Origin of the sequence: Solimonas sp. SE-A11 (assembly GCF_030345715.1) — a bacterium.
Lineage (GTDB): Bacteria > Pseudomonadota > Gammaproteobacteria > Nevskiales > Nevskiaceae > Solimonas_A.
Window position 1 is genome coordinate 34,142 of the sequence record NZ_JAUASX010000001.1, and the last position, 19,510, is coordinate 53,651.

The 19,510-nt window shown below is 68.1% G+C and carries 21 protein-coding genes; 15 read left to right on the forward strand and 6 right to left on the reverse strand.

Annotation, left to right across the window (positions count from 1 at the left end; translation table 11 throughout):
* Positions 1 to 191 precede the first annotated feature (191 nt).
* Positions 192 to 1,205 carry a ParM/StbA family protein gene (locus tag QT386_RS00175; protein WP_289271701.1) on the reverse strand — a complete coding sequence of 338 codons (1,014 nt, stop codon included), beginning with the start codon at positions 1,203 to 1,205 and terminating at the stop codon, positions 192 to 194.
* Positions 1,206 to 1,284: 79 nt separating this feature from the next.
* Between QT386_RS00175 and QT386_RS00180 the strand changes: the two genes are divergently transcribed.
* Positions 1,285 to 2,175, forward strand: coding sequence for a haloalkane dehalogenase (locus QT386_RS00180; RefSeq protein WP_289271702.1), 891 nt, complete (start codon positions 1,285 to 1,287; stop codon positions 2,173 to 2,175).
* Positions 2,176 to 2,200: 25 nt separating this feature from the next.
* On the opposite strand, the gene QT386_RS00185 is transcribed toward QT386_RS00180, so the two are convergent.
* Positions 2,201 to 2,593 carry a VOC family protein gene (locus QT386_RS00185; protein WP_289271703.1) on the reverse strand — a complete coding sequence of 131 codons (393 nt, stop codon included), beginning with the start codon at positions 2,591 to 2,593 and terminating at the stop codon, positions 2,201 to 2,203.
* Positions 2,594 to 2,706: 113 nt separating this feature from the next.
* Between QT386_RS00185 and dapF the strand changes: the two genes are divergently transcribed.
* From dapF to QT386_RS00220, 7 genes are all read left to right on the forward strand, one after another.
* Entirely contained in the window at positions 2,707 to 3,546 is an 840-nt protein-coding gene (gene dapF, locus QT386_RS00190) for a diaminopimelate epimerase (RefSeq protein WP_289271704.1), read from the forward strand.
* Complete coding sequence (locus tag QT386_RS00195) at positions 3,534 to 4,235, forward strand: DUF484 family protein (RefSeq protein WP_289271705.1); 702 nt, start codon at positions 3,534 to 3,536, stop codon at positions 4,233 to 4,235. The genes dapF and QT386_RS00195 overlap by 13 nt, the downstream gene beginning before the upstream one ends.
* Positions 4,235 to 5,158: a tyrosine recombinase XerC gene (locus QT386_RS00200; protein WP_289271706.1), complete on the forward strand. Its 924-nt coding sequence runs from the start codon at positions 4,235 to 4,237 to the stop codon at positions 5,156 to 5,158. The genes QT386_RS00195 and QT386_RS00200 overlap by 1 nt, the downstream gene beginning before the upstream one ends.
* A 126-nt stretch (positions 5,159 to 5,284) precedes the next feature.
* Complete coding sequence (locus QT386_RS00205) at positions 5,285 to 5,536, forward strand: hypothetical protein (protein ID WP_289271707.1); 252 nt, start codon at positions 5,285 to 5,287, stop codon at positions 5,534 to 5,536.
* A gap of 154 nt (positions 5,537 to 5,690) precedes the next feature.
* A complete protein-coding gene (gene hslV, locus QT386_RS00210; RefSeq protein WP_289271708.1) occupies positions 5,691 to 6,233 on the forward strand; it encodes an ATP-dependent protease subunit HslV in 543 nt (180 codons plus the stop codon).
* A gap of 14 nt (positions 6,234 to 6,247) precedes the next feature.
* Positions 6,248 to 7,606 (forward strand): ATP-dependent protease ATPase subunit HslU, encoded by a 1,359-nt coding sequence (gene hslU / locus QT386_RS00215; protein WP_289271709.1) that lies wholly within the window; start codon positions 6,248 to 6,250, stop codon positions 7,604 to 7,606.
* A gap of 7 nt (positions 7,607 to 7,613) precedes the next feature.
* Positions 7,614 to 8,030: a DUF971 domain-containing protein gene (locus QT386_RS00220; protein ID WP_289271710.1), complete on the forward strand. Its 417-nt coding sequence runs from the start codon at positions 7,614 to 7,616 to the stop codon at positions 8,028 to 8,030.
* A gap of 85 nt (positions 8,031 to 8,115) precedes the next feature.
* Here QT386_RS00220 and QT386_RS00225 read toward each other — a convergent pair whose 3' ends face one another.
* Positions 8,116 to 10,266 carry a bifunctional diguanylate cyclase/phosphodiesterase gene (locus tag QT386_RS00225; protein ID WP_289271711.1) on the reverse strand — a complete coding sequence of 717 codons (2,151 nt, stop codon included), beginning with the start codon at positions 10,264 to 10,266 and terminating at the stop codon, positions 8,116 to 8,118.
* Between the two features lie 134 nt (positions 10,267 to 10,400).
* Between QT386_RS00225 and ubiE the strand changes: the two genes are divergently transcribed.
* Genes ubiE through ubiB form a run of 3 tightly spaced genes read left to right on the forward strand, consistent with a single transcriptional unit; the run spans position 10,401 to position 13,412 of the window.
* Positions 10,401 to 11,183 (forward strand): bifunctional demethylmenaquinone methyltransferase/2-methoxy-6-polyprenyl-1,4-benzoquinol methylase UbiE, encoded by a 783-nt coding sequence (gene ubiE / locus QT386_RS00230; RefSeq protein ID WP_289271712.1) that lies wholly within the window; start codon positions 10,401 to 10,403, stop codon positions 11,181 to 11,183.
* Positions 11,184 to 11,187: 4 nt separating this feature from the next.
* Complete coding sequence (locus QT386_RS00235) at positions 11,188 to 11,799, forward strand: SCP2 domain-containing protein (RefSeq protein WP_289271713.1); 612 nt, start codon at positions 11,188 to 11,190, stop codon at positions 11,797 to 11,799.
* Positions 11,796 to 13,412 (forward strand): ubiquinone biosynthesis regulatory protein kinase UbiB, encoded by a 1,617-nt coding sequence (ubiB, locus tag QT386_RS00240; RefSeq protein ID WP_289271714.1) that lies wholly within the window; start codon positions 11,796 to 11,798, stop codon positions 13,410 to 13,412. The genes QT386_RS00235 and ubiB overlap by 4 nt, the downstream gene beginning before the upstream one ends.
* A gap of 102 nt (positions 13,413 to 13,514) precedes the next feature.
* On the opposite strand, the gene QT386_RS00245 is transcribed toward ubiB, so the two are convergent.
* From QT386_RS00245 to QT386_RS00255, 3 genes are all read right to left on the reverse strand, one after another.
* Positions 13,515 to 14,471: a divergent polysaccharide deacetylase family protein gene (locus QT386_RS00245; protein ID WP_289271715.1), complete on the reverse strand. Its 957-nt coding sequence runs from the start codon at positions 14,469 to 14,471 to the stop codon at positions 13,515 to 13,517.
* A gap of 5 nt (positions 14,472 to 14,476) precedes the next feature.
* The gene (locus tag QT386_RS00250; RefSeq protein ID WP_289271716.1) at positions 14,477 to 15,817 is read right to left on the reverse strand and encodes a S41 family peptidase; all 1,341 of its coding nucleotides are present in this window, start codon (positions 15,815 to 15,817) and stop codon (positions 14,477 to 14,479) included.
* Positions 15,818 to 15,878: 61 nt separating this feature from the next.
* Positions 15,879 to 17,084 (reverse strand): murein hydrolase activator EnvC, encoded by a 1,206-nt coding sequence (locus tag QT386_RS00255; RefSeq protein WP_289271717.1) that lies wholly within the window; start codon positions 17,082 to 17,084, stop codon positions 15,879 to 15,881.
* A gap of 55 nt (positions 17,085 to 17,139) precedes the next feature.
* Here QT386_RS00255 and QT386_RS00260 point away from each other — a divergent pair, with 55 nt between their 5' ends.
* Genes QT386_RS00260 through QT386_RS00275 form a run of 4 tightly spaced genes read left to right on the forward strand, consistent with a single transcriptional unit; the run spans position 17,140 to position 19,349 of the window.
* Positions 17,140 to 17,562 (forward strand): rhodanese-like domain-containing protein, encoded by a 423-nt coding sequence (locus tag QT386_RS00260; RefSeq protein WP_289271718.1) that lies wholly within the window; start codon positions 17,140 to 17,142, stop codon positions 17,560 to 17,562.
* Positions 17,563 to 17,564: 2 nt separating this feature from the next.
* Positions 17,565 to 17,828: a glutaredoxin 3 gene (gene grxC / locus QT386_RS00265; protein WP_289271719.1), complete on the forward strand. Its 264-nt coding sequence runs from the start codon at positions 17,565 to 17,567 to the stop codon at positions 17,826 to 17,828.
* Entirely contained in the window at positions 17,825 to 18,337 is a 513-nt protein-coding gene (gene secB / locus QT386_RS00270) for a protein-export chaperone SecB (protein WP_289271720.1), read from the forward strand. The genes grxC and secB overlap by 4 nt, the downstream gene beginning before the upstream one ends.
* Entirely contained in the window at positions 18,312 to 19,349 is a 1,038-nt protein-coding gene (locus tag QT386_RS00275; protein ID WP_289271721.1) for an NAD(P)H-dependent glycerol-3-phosphate dehydrogenase, read from the forward strand. The genes secB and QT386_RS00275 overlap by 26 nt, the downstream gene beginning before the upstream one ends.
* Positions 19,350 to 19,510: the final 161 nt, after the last annotated feature.

Below are 19,510 nucleotides of genomic sequence, written 5' to 3' on the forward strand. Positions count from 1 at the left end.
TATCAATGGCTGGCCTCCCCCTCTCTCCCACAAGAGGAGAGAGGAAAGAAGAAAAGGCGGCACCTAGGCCGCCTTCTGTGTCGCCATCCATGGCGGGACTTCTGTCCCCTGATTGAACCCCTGGGTGGCCATTCATGGCCACCCGGCGTAACCCGCTGTGAGTGTCCACTGGACACTCACACGCTTGCGGTTTACGCCCCCCAGATATTCATCCCGTACTTCCAGTACCCCATCACGTTGTTCAGGCGCGCATCCTGGTCCGCCGGCACCGGCAGCACTTCGCCCTCCAGCAGCGGGGTCAGGAACGGGGCCAGGGAGGCGCCGCCGCCGCCGGTGATGACGATGGCGTCGATGTCCCAGTCGTCGGCCCAGAGGCGGTTCACTTCCTGGGCGATGCGCGAGGCGAGCTGGCCGAAGGCGGCCTGTGAGATCGCGTTGAGGTCGTAGCGCTTGCCCTTGATCTTGATGCTGCCCTTGGAGATGCCCTCGTACAGGCGGTACAGCTCCACGTTGATGCCGCTCTTCTCCAGCAGGGCGTTGGCGATGGCGGTGTAGGCCACCGAGATGCCGGAGTCGCTGGACTGGCTGCCGCGCTCGGAATAGCGGGTCTTGTCGCTGATGGTGTAGTCGGCGGTGCGGAAGCCGATGTCGATGATGCCGATCTTCTCGCTGACGAAGCGCTGGCTGGCGGCCTTGCCCACGTCGTTGAGCATCAGGTTGAACATGGAGCCGAAGGGCTGCGGGATCACGCGCACGCGCTCCACGTACAGCACCTTCTCCTCGCGTTCGCCGCTGCCTGGCTTCACCACGGTGACCGGGTGGCGGTTCTGCAGCAGCGTGGTCAGGGCGTCCTTGTGCTTGCGGAAGTAGCTGATCGGCAGGCCCGCCACCAGGCGGATCGGATCGCCGCTGTCCACGAAGGGCGCCAGGGCGGCCAGGGCCAGGGTCTTCTTGTACTGCGTGAGGAACTGGGTCTGGTCCAGCGTGAAGCCGCGGCCGCGCGACTGCGTCTCGGCGAGCTCGCCGACGAACACCGACTGGCCGCCGACGATCAGGTGGCGCGGGAACAGCGGCTGGCCCGGCAGCAGGCTCTCGCCGAACTGCGACTCGTTGGCCTCGCCGACGATGGACTTGAAAATCTGGTGCTGCTTGCCGTCCGTGGCCTTGGTGTAGCCGAACCCGATATCAGCCCCGAGCACTTTCACTGGATGAACTCCCTCTCGTCGAATCGCGGCTTTCTAGCATGGTGGTCCAGGGTGGTCAAAAGCCGTATGCTCCGGCGCCATGAAAGTGTTCCGCACGCCCGAGGCGCGTTTCGCCGATCTGCCGGGCTACCCCTTCAGGCCCAATCACCTGCTGCTCGACGATGGCCTGCGCATGCACTACGTCGACGAGGGCAGCGCCGCGGCGCCGCCGGTGCTGATGCTGCACGGTGAGCCGAGCTGGTCCTATCTCTACCGCAAGATGATCCCGCTGTTCGCCCAGGCCGGATACCGCGCGCTGGCGCCGGACCTGGTCGGCTTCGGCAAGTCCGACAAGCCTCTGGAGCCGGAGCTGTTCAGCTACCAGGCCCACGTGGACTGGCTGACGCAGTGGATCGTCAAGCTCGACCTGCGCGACATCACGCTGGTGTGCCAGGACTGGGGTGCGCTGCTGGGCCTGCGCATCGCCACCGAGCAGCCTGAGCGCTTCGCGCGCATCGTGGTGGCCAATGGCTTCATGCCCACGGGTGACCGCAAGCCGCCGCTGGCCTTCAAGCTGTGGCGCGCCTTCGCGCTGCACTCGCCGTGGTTCCCGATCTCCGGGGTGATCCGCTCCGGCTGCGCCCGCAAGCCCTCGGACGAGGAGCTGGCCGCCTACGACGCGCCGTTTGCCACGGACGCTTCAAAGACCGCCGCGCGCCGCTTCCCCGCATTGGTGCCGACCACGCCGGATGATCCCGCCACGCCGGCCAACCGCCGCGCCTGGGAGGCGCTGGGCCAGTGGCAGAAGCCCTTCCTGACGATCTTCGGTGCCCAGGACAAGATCACCCGCGGGGCCTACAGGGTCCTGCAGAAGCAGGTGCCGGGTGCCCAGGGACAGCCGCACGAGATGCTTGAGGGCGTCGGCCACTTCATCCAGGAGGATGCGGGCGAAGCGCTGGCAGGGAAGATCCTGGACTGGATGCGGCGCTAGCGCGCCGTCGGCCGTGCCGATGTGGTCAGGCGAAGAAATCCGCTCCGCCTCCGGCCTGCCGTGCCACCACGTTGAGCACGGTTCCCGCCGGGTCCATCACCGAGAACGACAACTCCCCACCGGGGTGCTCGCCGAGCTGGCCCAGCAGCTCGAAGCCGCTGGCCTGCATGATTTCGTGCGTGGCCCGCACGTCCTCCACCTCCAGCGCCAGGCACAGGCCGCGGGTCAGTGCGGTGTGCGCGAACACCGGCAGGCGCCGCGGGTGGCTGGGATGCAGGAAGCCGATCTCCCAGCCATCCACCGACAGGTGCAGGTACCAGTCCTGCTCGAACAGCACCTGCGCGCCCAGCGCCTCCACGTAGAAGGCTCGGCAGCGCGCCAGGTCGGGCGTGGTGATGATGGGGTAGAGGTGCCTCATGCCGTCCGTCCCCGCCCGGCCCGCTGTGTCCGCTGGTTCATCCTGGAGCCAATATTCCCCTTTTGTTCAAGAGCATACGCTCCCGGCCCGGTGCGGGACAGTAGAATGCCCGGATGAAGCTCCCGTTCACCAAGATGCATGGCGCCGGCAATGACTTCGTGGTCATCGACGCCACGCGCGCGCCCTTCCGCCCCACCCCGGCCCTGCTGCACAAGCTGACCGACCGCCGCTTCGGCGTCGGCTGCGACCAGGTGCTGGTGATCGAGGCGCCCGGTGCCCCGGACGTGGATTTCGACTACCGCATCTTCAACGCCGACGGCTCCGAGGTCGGGCAGTGCGGCAACGGCTCCCGTGCCCTGGCCCGCTTCGTGCGCGAGCAGGGGCTGTCGGACAAGGACAGCATCCGCGTGCGCACCCGCACCAGCACCCTGGAGCTGCGCCAGCTGCCGGACGGCCGCGTGCGCGTGAACATGGGCGTGCCGCGGCTGCAGCCGGCGCAGGTGCCGTTCACCGGCGCCGAAGCTGCGGCACCGCAGTACCGCCTGGAGCTGGACGGCGAGACCGTGGAATTCGGCGCGGTCAGCATGGGCAATCCCCATGCGGTGCTGGAGGTGGTGGACGTGGACACCGCCCCGGTGGGCGAGCTGGGACCGCGCCTGCAGCGCCATGGCGCCTTCCCGGAGCAGGTCAACGTCGGCTTCCTGCAGATCCAGGGCCGTGACCGCGTACGCCTGCGGGTCTACGAGCGCGGCGCCGGCGAGACCCTGGCCTGCGGCAGCGGCGCCTGCGCCGCGGTGGTGGCCGGCCGCCTGTGGGACCGCCTGGGTGAAAAGGTGGACGTGGAAGTGCGCGGCGGTATGCTGACCATCGAGTGGGCAGGGGAAGGCCAGCCGGTCTACATGACCGGGCCGGCCGAAACGGTATTTACAGGGGAAGTGGAATGGCCGAACTGAAGGCACAGAAGGACAGCGAAGCACCCAAGCTCAACGAGCGCGAGGTCGTCGCCTTCCTCAAGGTGCATCCGGATTTCCTCACCCGCCACCCGGACCTGCTGGAGGCCATCGAGATGCGCCACAAGGCCGGCTCGGCGGTGTCGCTGATCGAGCGCCAGGTCGATGTGCTGCGCGCCAAGAACCAGCGCCTGGAAGACAAGCTCGAGCGCCTGCTGGCCGCGGCGCACGACAACGAGAAGCGCGCCGAGAACGTGCAGCGCCTGGCGCGCACGCTGATGCGCGCGCCCTCGCTGGCCGCCGTGGTCGTGGGCCTGGCCAAGTGCATGCGTGAGGACTTCGGTATCGAGGAGACCTTCGTCGGCCTGTCCAGCACGCAGTACAAGCGCCACGACATCGACGGCCTGGTCTCGGTGGAGCCGGACGGCAAGATCGCCCGCGCCTTCGAGAATTTCTTCCGCACGCGCCTGATCGAGTGCGGCCCGCTGGCCGCCGACAAGGCCAAGCTGCTGTTTCCCAAGGCGGAGTCGCTGCCGGCCTCGGCCGCGATCATCCCGCTGGAAAAGGAAAAGCACCTGGGCATGATCGCCCTGGGCGCGGTGGACCCGGAGCGTTTCCAGCCGCGTCAGGGCAAGCTGTTCCTGGAGATGACCGCCGAACTGGTGGCCGCCGCGGTGCGCGCGCGCCTCTGATGGCGGAGCCCGCGCCAGCGCCCTTCGGGGCCGAGATCGCGGAGTACCTGTCCTACCTGCGGCACGAGAAGCGCTACTCGCCGCATACCCTCACCGCGAGCCAGAAGGACCTCGACACCTTCGCCGCCTACTGCGGCCAGGCCCGCATCTCGCGCCTGGAGCAGGTGGACCAGCACACCGTGCGCGGCTTCGTGGCCGCCCGGCATCGCGCCGGCATCGAGCCGGCCTCGCTGCACCGCTACCTCTCCAGCCTGCGCGGCTTCTTCAAGCGGCAGGTCAACCGGGGGCTGCTGCAGGCCAATCCCGCCACCGCCGTCCGCGGTCCCAAGCTGCGCCGCAAGCTGCCGTCGGTGATTCCGATGGAGGATCTGAACACCGCGCTCGATACCCCGATCGAGGGTGACTGGGCCGAGCGGGACCGCGCCATCGCCGAGTTGTTCTATTCCACCGGCATGCGCCTGTCGGAGCTGCACGACCTGGACCTGGCCCAGGTGGCCGGCGGTCAGGCGGAGATCACGGTCAACGGCAAGGGCGGGCGCCAGCGCATCGTCATGGTCGGCTCCAAGGCCCGGGAGGCCCTGCAGGCCTGGCTGGAGCAGCGGCCCGCGGTGGCCGCCCCGGGCGAAACGGCCCTGTTCGTGGGCCGTAGTGGCCAGAGGGCGACGCGGGCCATCATCGGCCAGCGACTCAAGCTCTGGGCGCAGCGCGCGGGCCTCGGCACTCACCTGAATCCGCATCGCCTGCGGCACTCCTTCGCCACCCACCTGCTGACCGAGACCGGCGACCTCCGGGCGGTGCAGGAGATGCTGGGGCACGCCAACCTCAGCACCACCCAGATCTATACCCACCTGGATTTCAAGCGCCTGACCGAGGTTTACGACCAGGCCCACCCCCGCGCAAAACGCCCTAAAAAGGCCTCATGAAGGCTGACTCAGTCTTGTGCGCTGCAAAAAAATGCGTATGATTTCGCCCTTAATCGGGGCAGATCACGGTCTGTTCGGATTGCTAGCTAGTTAACTTAATTTTTCAAACCCTTGGGAGTTGTTCAAATGCGTAATGTTCTGATCGCCGCTGGCCTCGCCGCCGCCCTGGCCCTCGCCGCTTGCAAGAAGGAAGAAGCTGCTCCGGCTCCGGAAGCCGCCCCGGCTCCGGCCGCTGAAGCCGCCCCGGTTGAGCAGCAGGCTGCCGACGCCGCCGCCGCCCCGGCTGCCGAAGCCGCCCCGGCTGCTGACGCCGCCGCCCCGGCTGCCGACGCTGCCGCTCCGGCCGCCGAAGCTGCTCCGGCCCCGGCCGCGCAGTAAGAATCGCCCCGCGCCGCAAGGCGCAGCGATGTGAAGAAGGCGCCGCAAGGCGCCTTCTTCTTTTGTGCCGCTGGCGTGCATCGCACCCGCGCCGCAGCTTGAATACCCCCACCATCGCCCCCACCATCGGTGCAATACCAAGATGGGGTCAGCGATGCAGCAATTCGACGGAACCACGATCCTCTGCGTACGCCGCGGCAACCAGGTTGCCCTGGGCGGTGACGGCCAGGTATCGATGGGCAACACGCGCGTCAAGGGCAATGCCCGCAAGGTGCGCCGTCTCTACAACGGCAAGGTGATGGCCGGCTTCGCCGGCGGCACCGCCGACGCCTTCACGCTGTTCGAGCGTTTCGAAGGCAAGCTCGAGAAACATGGCGGCCAGCTCACCCGCGCTGCGGTGGAGATGGCCAAGGACTGGCGCACCGACCGCTACCTGCGCAAGCTCGAGGCGCTGCTGATCGTGGCCGACCACGAGGCCTCGCTGATGATCACCGGCAACGGCGACGTGATGGAGCCCGAGCCGCATGGCGTCATCGCCATCGGCAGTGGCGGCAGCTTTGCCAGCGCCGCGGCACGCGCCCTGGTGGACAACACTGAACTCGGTGCCAGGGACATCGTCGAAAAGGCGCTGCACATCGCCGCCGACATCTGCATCTACACCAACCACAATCTCACGCTCGAGACCCTCGATCTCTGAGCGGCCAGGAAACAATGAACGCACAGCCCCCCGCCGCGTCCGTCAGCATGACGCCGCGTGAAATCGTCGCCGAACTCGATCGACACATCGTCGGCCAGGCCGCCGCCAAGCGCGCGGTCGCCGTCGCCCTGCGCAACCGCTGGCGCCGCCAGCAGGTGGACGTGCAGATGCGCAGCGAGATCCACCCCAAGAACATCCTGATGATCGGCCCCACCGGCGTCGGCAAGACCGAGATCGCGCGGCGCCTGGCCAAGCTGGCCAACGCGCCGTTCATCAAGGTGGAGGCCACCAAGTTCACCGAGGTGGGCTACGTCGGCAAGGACGTGGACAGCATCATCCGCGACCTGGTCGACGCCGCGATCAAGCAGACCCGAGACCAGGCCACGCAGCGCCTGCGCGACAAGGCCGAGTTGGCGGCCGAGGAGCGCGTGCTCGATGCCCTGCTGCCGCCGCCCAAGGATTTCGGCGAGCCGAGCACCCAGCGCCAGAACGAGAACGGCGCCGCGCGACAGGTGTTCCGCAAACAGCTGCGCGAAGGCAAGCTCGACGATACCGAGATCGAGATCAAGGTCAGCAGCCTGCCACCCAACGTGCAGCTGATGGGCCCGCCGGGCATGGAAGACATGACCCAGCAGCTGCAGTCGCTGTTCGCCGGCATGGGCCAGGGCAAGCAGCGCGCCAAGAAGATGAAGATCCGCGAGGCGCTGCAGCAACTGGTCGACGAAGAGGCTGCCAAGCTGGTGGACGAGGAGGCGATCAAGGCCGAGGCCCTGCGCAACGTCGAGGAGAACGGCATCGTCTTCATCGACGAGATCGACAAGGTCGCCAAGCGCGGCGAGTACGCGGGCGCCGACGTATCGCGCGAAGGCGTGCAGCGCGATCTGCTGCCGCTGATCGAGGGCAGCACCGTCACCACCAAGTACGGCAGCGTGCACACCGATCACATCCTGTTCATTGCCTCCGGTGCCTTCCACCTGTCCAAGCCCTCGGACCTGATCCCGGAGCTGCAGGGCCGCCTGCCGATCCGCGTGGAACTGGACGCGCTGAAGACCGGTGACTTCCTGCGCATCCTCACCGAGCCCAACTACTCGCTGACCGAGCAGTACCGCGCGCTGATGGCGACCGAAGGCGTCACGGTGGACTTCACCGCCGACGGCCTGGAGCGTCTGGCTGCGATCGCCTACCAGGTCAACGAAAGCACCGAGAACATCGGCGCGCGCCGTCTGCATACGGTGATGGAGCGCCTGATGGAAGAGACCGCCTTCGATGCGCCGGACAAGTCGGGCACCACCCTGACCGTGAACGCCGCCTACGTCGACGGCAAGCTCGGCAAGCTGGCCGCCGACGAAGACCTGTCGCGGTACATCCTGTGATCGTCCTGTGACGGCCTCGCGTGTCACCGCGCTGAAGCTGCACCGCGGCTCGCGGCTGTTGGAGGTGGCGTTTGCCGACGGCAGCCGCCACAGCCTGCCCTGCGAATACCTGCGCGTGTTCTCGCCCAGCGCGGAGTTGCGCGGCCATGGCTTGGCGGAGCCGATGCTGGTGGGCGGCAAGCGCACGGTGAACATCGAGCGCGTGGAGCCGGTGGGCAACTACGCCGTGCGCCTGGTATTCGACGACGGACACGACACCGGCCTCTACACCTGGGAACTGCTGCACGAGCTGGGGCAGGACCAGGAGAAGAACTGGGCGCGCTACGAACAGCGCATGGCCGAGATCGGCATGTCGCGCGACCGCGACGTGACCAAGCTGGCGGCGCTGGTTCGGCACTACGCGCCGAAAGATAGTAGTCGGTAGATAGTAGATAGTAGTTGTCGAAGCCCGCTGCGCGGGCTTTGCGCTTTTAACCACTATCTACCGACTACTATCTACTATCCGCTGTTCAGAACAGCGTCGGCGTCTCGTCCAGCAGTTCCTTCAGCGGCGACGCCACGTGGAACAGATGGCCCTGGGCATTGCGCACGCCCAGCGAGGTGAGGGCATCCAGTGTCTGCTGGTCCTCCACGCCTTCCGCGATCACTTCCAGGTTGAGGCACTGGCCGATCTTGCAGATCGACTGCACGATGGTCTGGTTGACCGGATCGTTCACCAGGTCGCGGGTGTAGCTCTGGTCCACCTTGATGCCGTCCACCTGCAGTGACTTCAGGCACTCGAAGGACGTGAAGCCACTGCCGAAATCGTCCAGCAGGATGCGGTGTCCGCGTTCCCGCAGCGCATCCAGCAGTTCCTTGGCGGCGGCCTGTCGGCCGAAGGCGGTGGCCTCGGTGATCTCAAAGCCGATGCGCGCCGGGTCCGCACGGGTCTCGCGCAGCGTGTCCAGCAGTAGCGGTTTGAAGTCCGGATCGGCGATGCTGCTGCCGGACAGGTTCAGCGTCAGGTAGGCGTAGCCGCCCATACCGCCGTCACCGCCGCGCCGGTCGCGCTGCTGCAGGAACGACAGCGTCTTCTGCACGATCCAGCGGTCCAGCTTGCCGGCCAGGCCGAAGCGGATTGCCGGGGGAATGAAGGCGCCGGGATAGATCAGCCGGCCGTCGGACTCGCGCAGGCGGATCAGCACCTCCAGGCCCGGGCTGCGGCGCCCGTCCAGCGCCACGATCTTCTGCGCATGCAGCTGCATGCGGTCCTCGTCCAGCGCCTGCTCCAGGCGCGAGGCCCAGTCCATGTCGTTGTGCGCCTGCTGCACTTCCTCGTCGCTCTGCTGGTACACCTGCGCGCGGTTGCAGCCGCGCTGCTTGGCGATGTAGCAGGCCGTGTCGGCGCGCTTGAGCAGTTCGGCGCTGCTGCGGGTCATGTCGTCGGCCATGGCGATGCCGATCGACAATCCGAGCTGGAACTGGCGGTCCTCCCAGACCAGGCGATAAGCGCCCACGACCTGGATCAGGCTGTTGGCCAGGCGCAGCGCCTCCTCGGCCCCGGCGCAGTCGGCGATCACCGCGAACTCATCGCCGCCCAGGCGCGCCAGCAGGTCGCCGCTGCGCAGGCGCTCGCTGAGCAGGCGGCTCAGTTCGCGCAGCACGCGATCGCCGGCCTGGTGGCTGCAGGTGTCGTTGATCAGCTTGAAGCGGTCCAGGTCCAGGTACAGCAGCGTCTGCCGCCGACGCCCGAGGCCGCCGCTGTAGAGGCGCTCGTCGAGCACGTCCTCGAAGTAGCGGCGGTTGGGCAGGCCGGTGAGCGCGTCGTGGTGCGCCTCGTGGGTCAGCGAGTCCTCGTAGCGCTTGCGCTCCGAGATGTCCTGGATCTGCGAGATGAAGAACTGCGGGCGGCCCTGCGGGTCGCGCTTGAGCGAGACATCCAGCTGGATGTCCACCACATGGCCCTGCTTGTGGATGTAGCGCTTGTCCAGCGTGTAGCCGTCGCGCTTGCCGGCCAGTACCTGTTCCAGCAGGGCCAGGTCGCTGTCGATATCGTCCGGGTGCGTGATGTCCTGGAAGGTCATGTCCAGCAACTCGCGCTCGCTGTAGCCGACCAGGCGCGGCAGCGCGCGGTTCACCGCCAGCCAGCGACCCTCGGGCGACACCAGGGCAATGCCGATCGGCGCATTGTCGAAGGTGTGACGGAACAGGGTTTCGCTTTCGCGCAGGGCGATCTCGGCGTCGCGCCGGCCGCTGATATCGCGGCCCTCCGCGATCAGCATCGTGATGACGCCGGCCGGGTCGCGCACCGGCTTGATCGAGAAGTCCACTGCCAGCAGGCGGCCGTTGAGTCCCTTGAGTTCGGTCTCGTAGCGCACGAACTCGCCGGCGGCGGCGCGCTGGATGGCGCGGCGCAACTGCTGGCGCGAGCCCATGTGGGTCTGCCACCAGGCGGTGCGCCAGAATGGCTGGCCGATCACGTCGGCCGGCGTCACGCCGGCGAAATCCAGTGCCGTTTCGTTGACTTCGATGACGCTGCCATCCGGTTCCAGCAGGCCGATGAACTGGAACATGGAATTGAAGATCGCCCGGAAGCGCTGCTCCCAGTTGCCGGCACTGCCGGCTGCCGCCGGGCCAGGGGCGGCCGTCGTTGCGGGCGTGTTCTTCAGGGAGGGCTTCATGGGCGGGGTAGCGGCCGCCCGCGGCCGGCCTGAAGGGGTAGGGGGCGGACGGTCACCGGGTGGCGATGAACGGCGCCGGGGCCGGCCGGGCCGGCTTGCCGCTACAATGCCTGCCTGTCGTCCCGAGTGCCGCCATGTCGTCCGAGAACAAACCGCCCCAGAAGGACAGCCCCCCGTCCGGAACCACCCATTTCGGGTTCCAGGACGTGCCCACCGCCGAGAAGCAGAAGCGGGTGGCCGGGGTGTTCACCTCGGTGGCCGGCAGCTACGACATCATGAACGACCTGATGTCGTTCGGAATCCATCGCATCTGGAAGCGCTTCGCTATCGACCTGGCCGGTGTGCGTCCCGGCGAGCGCGTGCTGGACGTGGCCGGCGGCACCGGCGACCTGACCCGCGAATTCGCCCGCCTGGCCGGCCCGCGCGGCCAGGTGATCCTCACCGACATCAATGCCGCCATGCTGGGCGAGGGCCGCCGCGCCCTGGCCGATCGCGGCGTGGTCGGCGTGCCCCTGGTGCAGTCCAATGCCGAGAAGCTGCCTTTCGCCGAAGGCTCCTTCGACTGCATCACCATCAGCTTTGGCCTGCGCAACGTCACCGACAAGGATGCCGCGCTGCGGTCCATGCGCCGCTGCCTCAAGCCCGGTGGCCGCCTGCTGGTGCTGGAATTCTCCAAGCCGCAGAGCGAACTGCTGGGCAAGGTCTACGACCAGTACTCCTTCCGCCTGCTGCCGCTGATGGGCCAGTTGGTGGCGCGCGACGCCGAGTCCTACCGCTACCTCGCCGAGTCTATCCGCATGCACCCGGATCAGGAGACGCTCAAGGGCATGATGCAGGACGCCGGCCTGTCTCGTGTGCAGGTCTACAACATGACCGGCGGCATCGTTGCCGTGCACCGCGGGTTCAGGCTCGACTGATCCGATGAGAGCCCCTGCCTTGCTCTGCGCCGCCATCGAGGTGGCGCTCAACCGCACGCTGCGGCTCGAGCCTTCGGTGGCCGAGGAATGCGGTCGCCTGGCCGGCCGCGTCATCGCGCTCGACGTGGAAGGTCCCGGCTGGAGCTTCTACATCGAGTTCGCTACCGGCGGCGTGCGCGTGCTGGACGATCTCGCCGGCGAGCCCGACGTACGCGTGGCCGGCAGCCTGACCACCCTGATGCGCCTGGCCTGGCAGGTCACCCAGGGCGAGGCCGGCGTGCCGCAGGGCCTGCGCGTGGATGGCGATACCGAGCTGCTCAGCCGCTTCAACCGCCTGCTGACCCAGGCCGGCTTCGATCCCGAGGAACTGGCGGCCAAGGTCGTCGGCGACGCCGGTGCGCACCGGCTGGTGCAGGGCGTGCAGAAGCTGTTCGGCTGGGGTCGCCAGACCGCGACGACGCTGGGCCTGGATACCGCCGAGTACCTGCGCGAGGAAACCCGCGACCTGGCCCGCGCGGCCGACGTCGAGGACTGGATGAACGCGGTGGACGAGCTGCGCGGCAGCGTCGACCGCCTGGAGGCGCGCCTGCGCCGGATCGAGGAAGCCCCGCGATGAACTTCGTGCGCCTGCGCCGCCTGTGGCAGATCCAGCAGGTCATGCGCCGCTACAACCTGCGCGCCATCCTCAAGGGTGAAAACGACCGTGACCCGCGCCCGCGCGGCGAGCGCATCCGCATGGCGCTGGAGGAACTGGGCGCCGTCTTCATCAAGTTCGGCCAGGCCCTGTCCACGCGGCCGGACATCGTGCCGGCCGACATTGCCGTGGAGCTGGCCAAGCTGCAGGACCGCGTGCCGCCGTTCCCGGGCGAGGTGGCGCAGGCCATCATCGAGGCCGAGCTCGGCAAGCCGGTGAGCGAGATCTACGCCGAGTTCGATCCCGTGCCGATGGCCTCGGCCTCGGTGGCTCAGGTGCATGCGGCGCGGCTGTTCCCGGCGGCACCGGGCGAGCCCGGCCTGCAGGTGGTGGTCAAGGTGATCCGCCCCGGCATTCGCGACAAGATCGACAGCGACGTGCAGCTGCTGCACACGCTGGCCGACATGGCGGAGCGCTTCTCGCCGCTGGCGCGGCGCCTGCGGCCGCGCGAGATCGTCGCCGAGTACGAGAAGGTGCTCTACGACGAGCTCGACCTGATGCGCGAGGGAGCGTCCTGCGCGCAGCTGCGCCGCAACTGGCTGGGCTCCGAGCTGATCTACCACCCGCTGGTGTTCTGGGACCAGACCCGCACCAACGTGCTGACGATGGAGCGCATCTTCGGCATCTCGATCCGCGAGCTGGCCTACCTGCGCGAACTGGGCGTGGATTTCGAGGCGCTGTCCGAGCGTGGCGTGGAGATCTTCTTCAAGCAGACCTTCCGCGACAATTTCTTCCACGCCGACATGCACCCCGGCAACATCTTCGTGGATGCCAGCAACCCGAAGAAGCCGAGCTACCTGGCCGTGGACTTCGGCATCGTCGGCACGCTGACGCCGGCCGACCAGCGCTATCTCGCCGAGAACTTCTACGCCTTCTTTAACCGCGACTACCGCCGAGTGGCGGAGCTGCACGTCGAAAGCGAGTGGATTCCGGCCGAGACCCGCGTCGAGGAGTTCGAGGCCGCGATTCGCACGATCTGCGAGCCGATCTTCATGCGGCCGATCAAGGACATCTCCTTCGGCTTCTTCCTGATGCGCCTGTTCCAGGTGGCGCGGCGCTTCAACTACCAGGTGCAGCCGCAGCTGGTGCTGCTGCAGAAGACCCTGCTGCAGGTCGAGGGCCTGGGTCGCCAGCTCAACCCCGAGCTGGACCTGTGGAAGACCGCCAAGCCGATCATGGAAGACTGGATGCGCCAGCGCATCGGCCCGCGCGCCACGCTGGAGCGTATGCGCCGCGAGATGCCGGCGCTGACCGAATCGCTGCCGGAGCTGGCGCACCACGCGCTGCGCCAGCTGCAGAAGGGCGAAGGCCTGGGCGGCCCGAGCCGCCGCGAACTGCAGGCCCTGCGCCTGGAGCTGGAAGCCTCCGGCCGCCGTACCCGCCGCAGCGTGCTGGCCGCAGCCTGCCTGCTTGGCGGTGTGCTGGTCTATACGCTGGCACCGCAAGCGCAGCCGCAGCTGCTGGGCGCACCGTCGCTGGCGTGGCTGCTGGGAGCGATCGCGGCGTCGCTGGCCTGGGGCGCGCGGAGCCGGTAAGCCTCCGCCTTCGCCATGCAGGCGGAGAAGACTTACGAGGTGCTGGATGTAGGAGCCGGCTTGCCGGCGACGGCGAGCATCCTGTCGCCCGCAAGCCGGCTCCTACCGAAAAACCTCTCCCGGGTTCGCTGACGGCGCCGGCGTCACGACCGGTTCCACCGCTGCATCGGCTGCCGTCGCCGTGCTCGTGACCGGCGAAGGGGTGGCGACCGCTGCTTCGATCACGGCCGTTGCCGGATTCTGCTCCACTGCCTGCATCGGCGATTCCCCCGGTTGGCTCATCGCCGCGCTCAGCCGCAGCGGCGCCGCCGCCACGCGCAGGCCGCGCGAGGTGCCCTGCTCCCGGATCAGCGCCGAGGGCGCGATCAACCGGATGCCCTGCGCCTGCAGTCGCGGAATCTCCCGCTGCAGCAGTGCCAGGGTCTCTGGATAGGGATGGCCGATCGCCAGCGCCGTGCCGTTCTTGCGCGCCAATGCCAGCAGGCGTTGCCATTCACCCTGCAAGGCGGCGGCGCCACGGCTGTTGTCGAGGAAGACCTGCCGGCGCGTGGTCGGCAGGTCGCGCTGCCAGGCCTCGGCCTCGGCCTGCGTCGCGGCGCTGGTGCGGCTGTCGATGAAGTACAGGCCGCCATGCTCGCGCAGGGCCTGCATCAGCCAGCGCATCGGCTCGCTCTCGCTGGTCAGGCGGCTGCCCTGGTGGTTGTTCACGCCCACGGCCTGCGGTACGGCGGCCAGCGCCCGCTGCAGCAGCGCATTACGCTGCTCGGGGCTGGCGGTATCGAGGATGGTCAGGGGATGGCCCCGGCCCTGGCCGGGCTGCAGTGGCAGGTGCAGCATCACTTCCTTGCCGCGCGCCTGGGCCAGCGCCGCGATCTGCGGCGTGTAGGGCGACTCCGGCAGCATCGCGCAGGCCACCGGCCCCGGCAGTTCAGCCGCCGCACGACTTTCCGCCAGGCGATCGCCGAGGTCGTCGATGACGATGCTGATCGCCGGCGCGCGGGCGCCGGCGATGCAGGGCAGCAACAGCAGGGCAGCGACGGTGCAGCGCAGGCGCCGCACCCGCATCACCTGGCGCGGACGATGACCAGGCCCTTGAGCAGGTTCAGGGCCTCGTAGAGCGCGTAGTCGCTCTCGGCGAGATCCTCGGCCACCTTGGCTTCCTTGGCCTTGGCCTCCTTGTCCTTCAGGGCCTCTTCCTTGTCCTTCTTCTTGGACTTGTCGTTGGACAGGCTACCCTTCAGGTCGGCTTCCTCGATGCCTTCGAAGGCGGCCTGCTGCTCGTCCTTGGCCACCTTGAGCTGGCGGATGGCGATGTCGGGCTCGATGCCCTCGCCCTGGATCGAGCGACCATTGGGCGTGTAGTAGCGCGCCGTGGTCAGCTTGATGGCGGCGTCGCTCTGCAACGGCATGATGGTCTGCACCGAGCCCTTGCCGAAGCTCTTGGAGCCCACTACCACCGCACGCTTCTGGTCCTGCAGCGCACCGGCCACGATCTCGGAGGCCGAGGCCGAGCCGCCGTTGATCATCACGATGATCGGCGCGCCCTTGAGCAGGTCGCCTGGCTTGGCGGTGAAATCGCGCGCACTGGCCAGCTCGCGGCCCTTGATGCTGACCACCGAGCCGCTTTCGAGGAAGGCATCGCTGACCTTGACCGCGGCATCGAGCACGCCGCCCGGGTTGTTGCGCAGGTCCAGCACCAGGCCCTTGAGGTCGCCGCCGTTGTCCTTCTTCAGCTTCTCCATCTCGCGTTCCAGCGCGGCGCCGGTCTCGGTGGTGAAGCTGCTGATGCGCAGGTAGCCCATGCCGGGCTCCAGCATCTTGCTCTTGACGCTGGCCACCTTGATCTCGGCGCGCACCAGGTCGACGATCACCGGCGCGTTGGCGCCTTCGCGGGCGATGGTGAGCTGCACCTTGGTGCCCGGCTCGCCGCGCATCTTGTCCACCGCCTCGGCCAGGCTCAGGCCCTTCACCGAGTCCTCGTCGATCTTGATGATCAGGTCGCCCGGCTGGATGCCGGCCTTGAACGCCGGCGTATCGTCGATCGGCGACACCACGCGCACGAAGCCGTTCTGCATCTGCACTTCGATGCCCAGCCCGCCGAACTTGCCGGTGGTGCTGATGTTGATGTCCTTGAATTCCTTTTCGTCCAGGTAGGCCGAGTGCGGATCCAGGCCGGTGAGCATGCCGCGCACCGCGTTCTCCAGCAGCGTCTTGTCGTCCACCGGCTCGACATAGTCGCTCTTCACCCGGTTGAGGATCTCGACGAAGGTTTGCAGGTCACGGAAGGGCAGGGCTTCGGTCTTGGCGGTGGCCTTGTCGGCCAGCACGCCCTGGGTCAGCGTGATGCCGGTGCCAATGGCGATGCCGGCCGCGAGCACCAGCGGCGTGCGATAGGTCTTGAGCATGGTTCGGAAAGGGGTTTTCAAGCGTGGAGACGACGATAGCATATCGGCCAGGGGCCGCTGTTCAGCGGCTCAGCCACAGTTTCGGGTCCATGGCCATGGTGCCCTTGCGGACCTCGAAATAGACGCCCGGCTGGTCGTGGCCGCCGGTGGTGCCGGCCTGGGCGATGACCTCGCCGGCCCGGACCAGGTCGCCGGCGCTGTGCGCCACGCCCTGGTTGTGGCCATACAGGGTGAAATAGCCACCCTCGTGCTCCAGGATCACGATCAGGCCATAGCGCTGCATCCAGCCGGTATAGACCACCCGGCCGGCGGAGACGGCCCGTACCGGGGCACCGGCGTCGGCGCCGATCCAGTTGCCGTTCCATGACAGGCGCCCGCCCGCCTTGGGCTGCCCGTAGCTGGCCAGCAGCGGGCCGCGTACCGGCCAGGCTAGCTTGCCCTTCTGGCTGGGGAAGGGGCGGTCGCTGAACTGCTCCGGTCCGCGGGGCGTTTCCGGCTCCTGCTGGGGCCTGGGGCGGGAGGGCGGCTGGGCCGCCGCCTCACGCAACGCGCGCTGGATCGCCTCCAGGGTGCGCTTCACCTCGCGCTCGGTGTCGCGCAGCTGGTTGAGCTGGCTTTCCTGGTCGCCCAGCTTGAGCTGCAGCTGCGACAGCTGCGCGGCGCGGCTCTGGCGCAGGCCGCGCTGGCGCGCCAGCGCCGCCTGCTGTTCGGCGCGCAGCGCCGCCAGGGTTGCCGCCTCGTCGTCCAGCTTGTCTCGCAGGGCGCGCAGCTTGTCGGCATGGGCCAGCATGTTGCGCATGCGGCTGGCGCGGGAGCGGGCCAGGTAATCGTAGTAGGTGACCATGCGGTCCACCTGCTGCACATCGCTGAGGTTCAGCAGCAGCCGCGCCGCCGGGTTCTGGCCGATCATGTAGGCCGCCCGCACCTGGGCCGCCAGGGCCTTCTTCTGCCCTTCCAGCTCGCGCTCGGACTCGTCCAGCTCCGCCTGGGCGCGCCGCACCCGGGCCAGCTGGGTCATTTCCTTGCGCCGCAGCAGGCCGATCTCGGCCTGGGCCACCGTGATCTTCTTCTCCACGGTCTCCACGTCGCGGCGCAGGGCGTCCTCGCGGCTCTTGTTGCCCTCGATCTCCCCCTGGAGCTCCTCGATCCGCCCCCGGACCTCCTCCAGGCGCTTGTCGCTGGCCGCGGCGTTCCGGCCGTCCGGGGCGTCCTGGGCGAGGGCGATGGCCGGCAGCAGCAGGGCGAGGGCGAGGAGGGCACGGATCATGCGATAATGATAGGACCTAGAAGCACCCGACCGAAATGGCCTTGAAGCGGTAGATATGGACCAGCTGATCACTTTCGCGCAAAACCACCCCTGGCTGTTCGTCGCCCTGGGGGTGGTCGTTCTCCTCATCGTCGCCAACGAAGTCCACGGCAACCTGGCTGGCGGCAAGCGCCTGACCGCCCTGGAAGCGGTGCGTTTCATCAACGACAAGGACCCCTTGATCATCGACCTGCGCACCGCGGCCGACTTCAAGCGCGGCCACCTGCTGAACGCCGTCAATGCGCCCTTCGCCAAGTTCGACGAATACGCCGGCCAGTTCCGCGACAAGAGTCGTCCGGTGCTGTTGTACTGCGCGCTCGGCACCATGGGCGGCGCCATCGCCGAAAAGCTGCGCAAGCAGGGCTACGCCGAGGTCTACCCGCTGCGCGGCGGCATCAACGGCTGGTTGATGAACAGCCTGCCGGTGACGGTGAAGTAACCATGAAGCCGGTGCGCATGTACACCACGCGGGTCTGCCCGTTCTGCGTGATGGCCAAGCGGCTGCTGAGCTCCAAGGGCGTCACCTACGAGGAAATCCGCGTCGACGAGAATCCCGGGGTACGCGAGGAAATGATGCGCATCAGCGGCCGCCGCACGGTGCCGCAGATTTTCGTCGGCGAGACCCATGTCGGCGGTTTCGACGACTTGTCCGCCCTCGACCACGCGGGCAAACTCGACCCGCTTCTCAAAGACTCCAACTCATGACCGACGAAACCACCCCGAACGCCGCTGCCGGCGCCGCCCCCGCGCGCCAGGTGCTGCTGCAGAAGATCTACCTCAAGGACGCCTCGCTGGAAGTCCCGCTGGCGCCCGACGTCTTCACCCGCCAGTGGCAGCCGCAGCTCGACGTGCAGGTCAACACCGAGCTCAAGCCTCTGCCGCAGGACCATTTCCAGCTGATGCTCTCGGTCACCGTCACCGCCAAGCTGGGCGAGGACGTGGCCTTCCTGGCCGAGGTCCACCAGGCCGGCGTGTTCATCGTGCGCGGCTTCGACAACCCGGCCGAGAAGCATGCCGTGCTCGGCGCCTTCTGCCCGGGCCAGGTCTTCCCCTTTGCTCGCGACGCGATCGCCGACCTGGTGCAGCGCGGCGGCTTCCCGCAGCTGCTGCTGCAGCCGATCAACTTCGAAGCGCTCTACGTCGAGCACCAGCAGAAGGCCGCGGCCGGACGCGCCCAGGCGGACACGAATGGCGCCGCCCTCGCCACCCACTGAGGGGGCTGATCCGCACGGGCCGATCACCGTCCTCGGTGCCGGCTCCTTCGGTACTGCCCTGGCGGTGCACCTGGCGCGCCGCGGCTCCGAGACCTTCCTTTGGGGCCGCAACGCCGACAAGATGGCGGCCATGGAGGCGGCGCGCGAGAACGCGCAGTACCTCCCGGGCTGCCACTTCCCGGCGCGCATGACCGCCGTCTCCGATCTCGCCGTCGCCGTGCGCGGGAGCGAAGACCTGCTGATTTCCACCCCCAGCTACGCCCTGCGCGAAACGCTGGAGAGCCTCAAGCCGCTGCTGCGACCCGGCCAGGGCATCGCCTGCGCCTGCAAGGGCCTGGAACCCAACACCGGCCGCCTGGTGCACGAGGTCATCCTCGACGTGGTGGGCGCGCACTATCCCATCGCCGTGATCTCCGGCCCCACCTTCGCCAAGGAACTGGGCATCGGCCTGCCGACGGCGGTGACCATCGCCGCGCAGGACGAGGATTTCACCCGCCGCATGGTCGGCCGCCTGCACGGTGACGGCTTCCGCGCCTACTCGTCGGAAGACTTCGCCGGCGTCGAGATCGGCGGTGCCGCCAAGAACGTGATGGCGATCGGCGTCGGCATCGCCGATGGCCTCAACCTGGGCGCCAACACCCGCGCGGGCATGATCACCCGCGCCCTGGCCGAGATGATGCGTCTGGGCAAGGCCCTGGGCGGCAAGCCCGAGACCCTGATGGGCCTTGCCGGCATGGGTGACCTGGTGCTGACCTGCACCGACAACCAGTCGCGCAATCGCCGCATGGGCCTGCTGTTGGCCCAGGGCAAGACCGTGCCCGAGGCGATCCAGGAGATCCAGCAGGTGGTGGAAGGCGTCCGCGCCGCGCCCGAGGTGGTGCGCCTGGCGCGCCGCCTGGAGGTGGAGATGCCGATCACCGAGGCCATCAACGCCGTCATCCAGGGCGAGATCACCCCGGTGCAAGCCGTGATGCAGCTGGCCACGCGGCCGGCCAGGGCGGAGTTGGAATAGAGGCTTTTCACCCCTCGCCCGCTGGCGGGAGAGGGGAAAAGCGGTGGCGCCATCCATGGCGGGGCAGCAGTGACCTGATTGAGCCCCTGGGCATGCTTGGCTTACTTCGGCATGACATCGAGTCATGCCTTAGCGAGGCCAAACATTCCATGGCCGCCCGC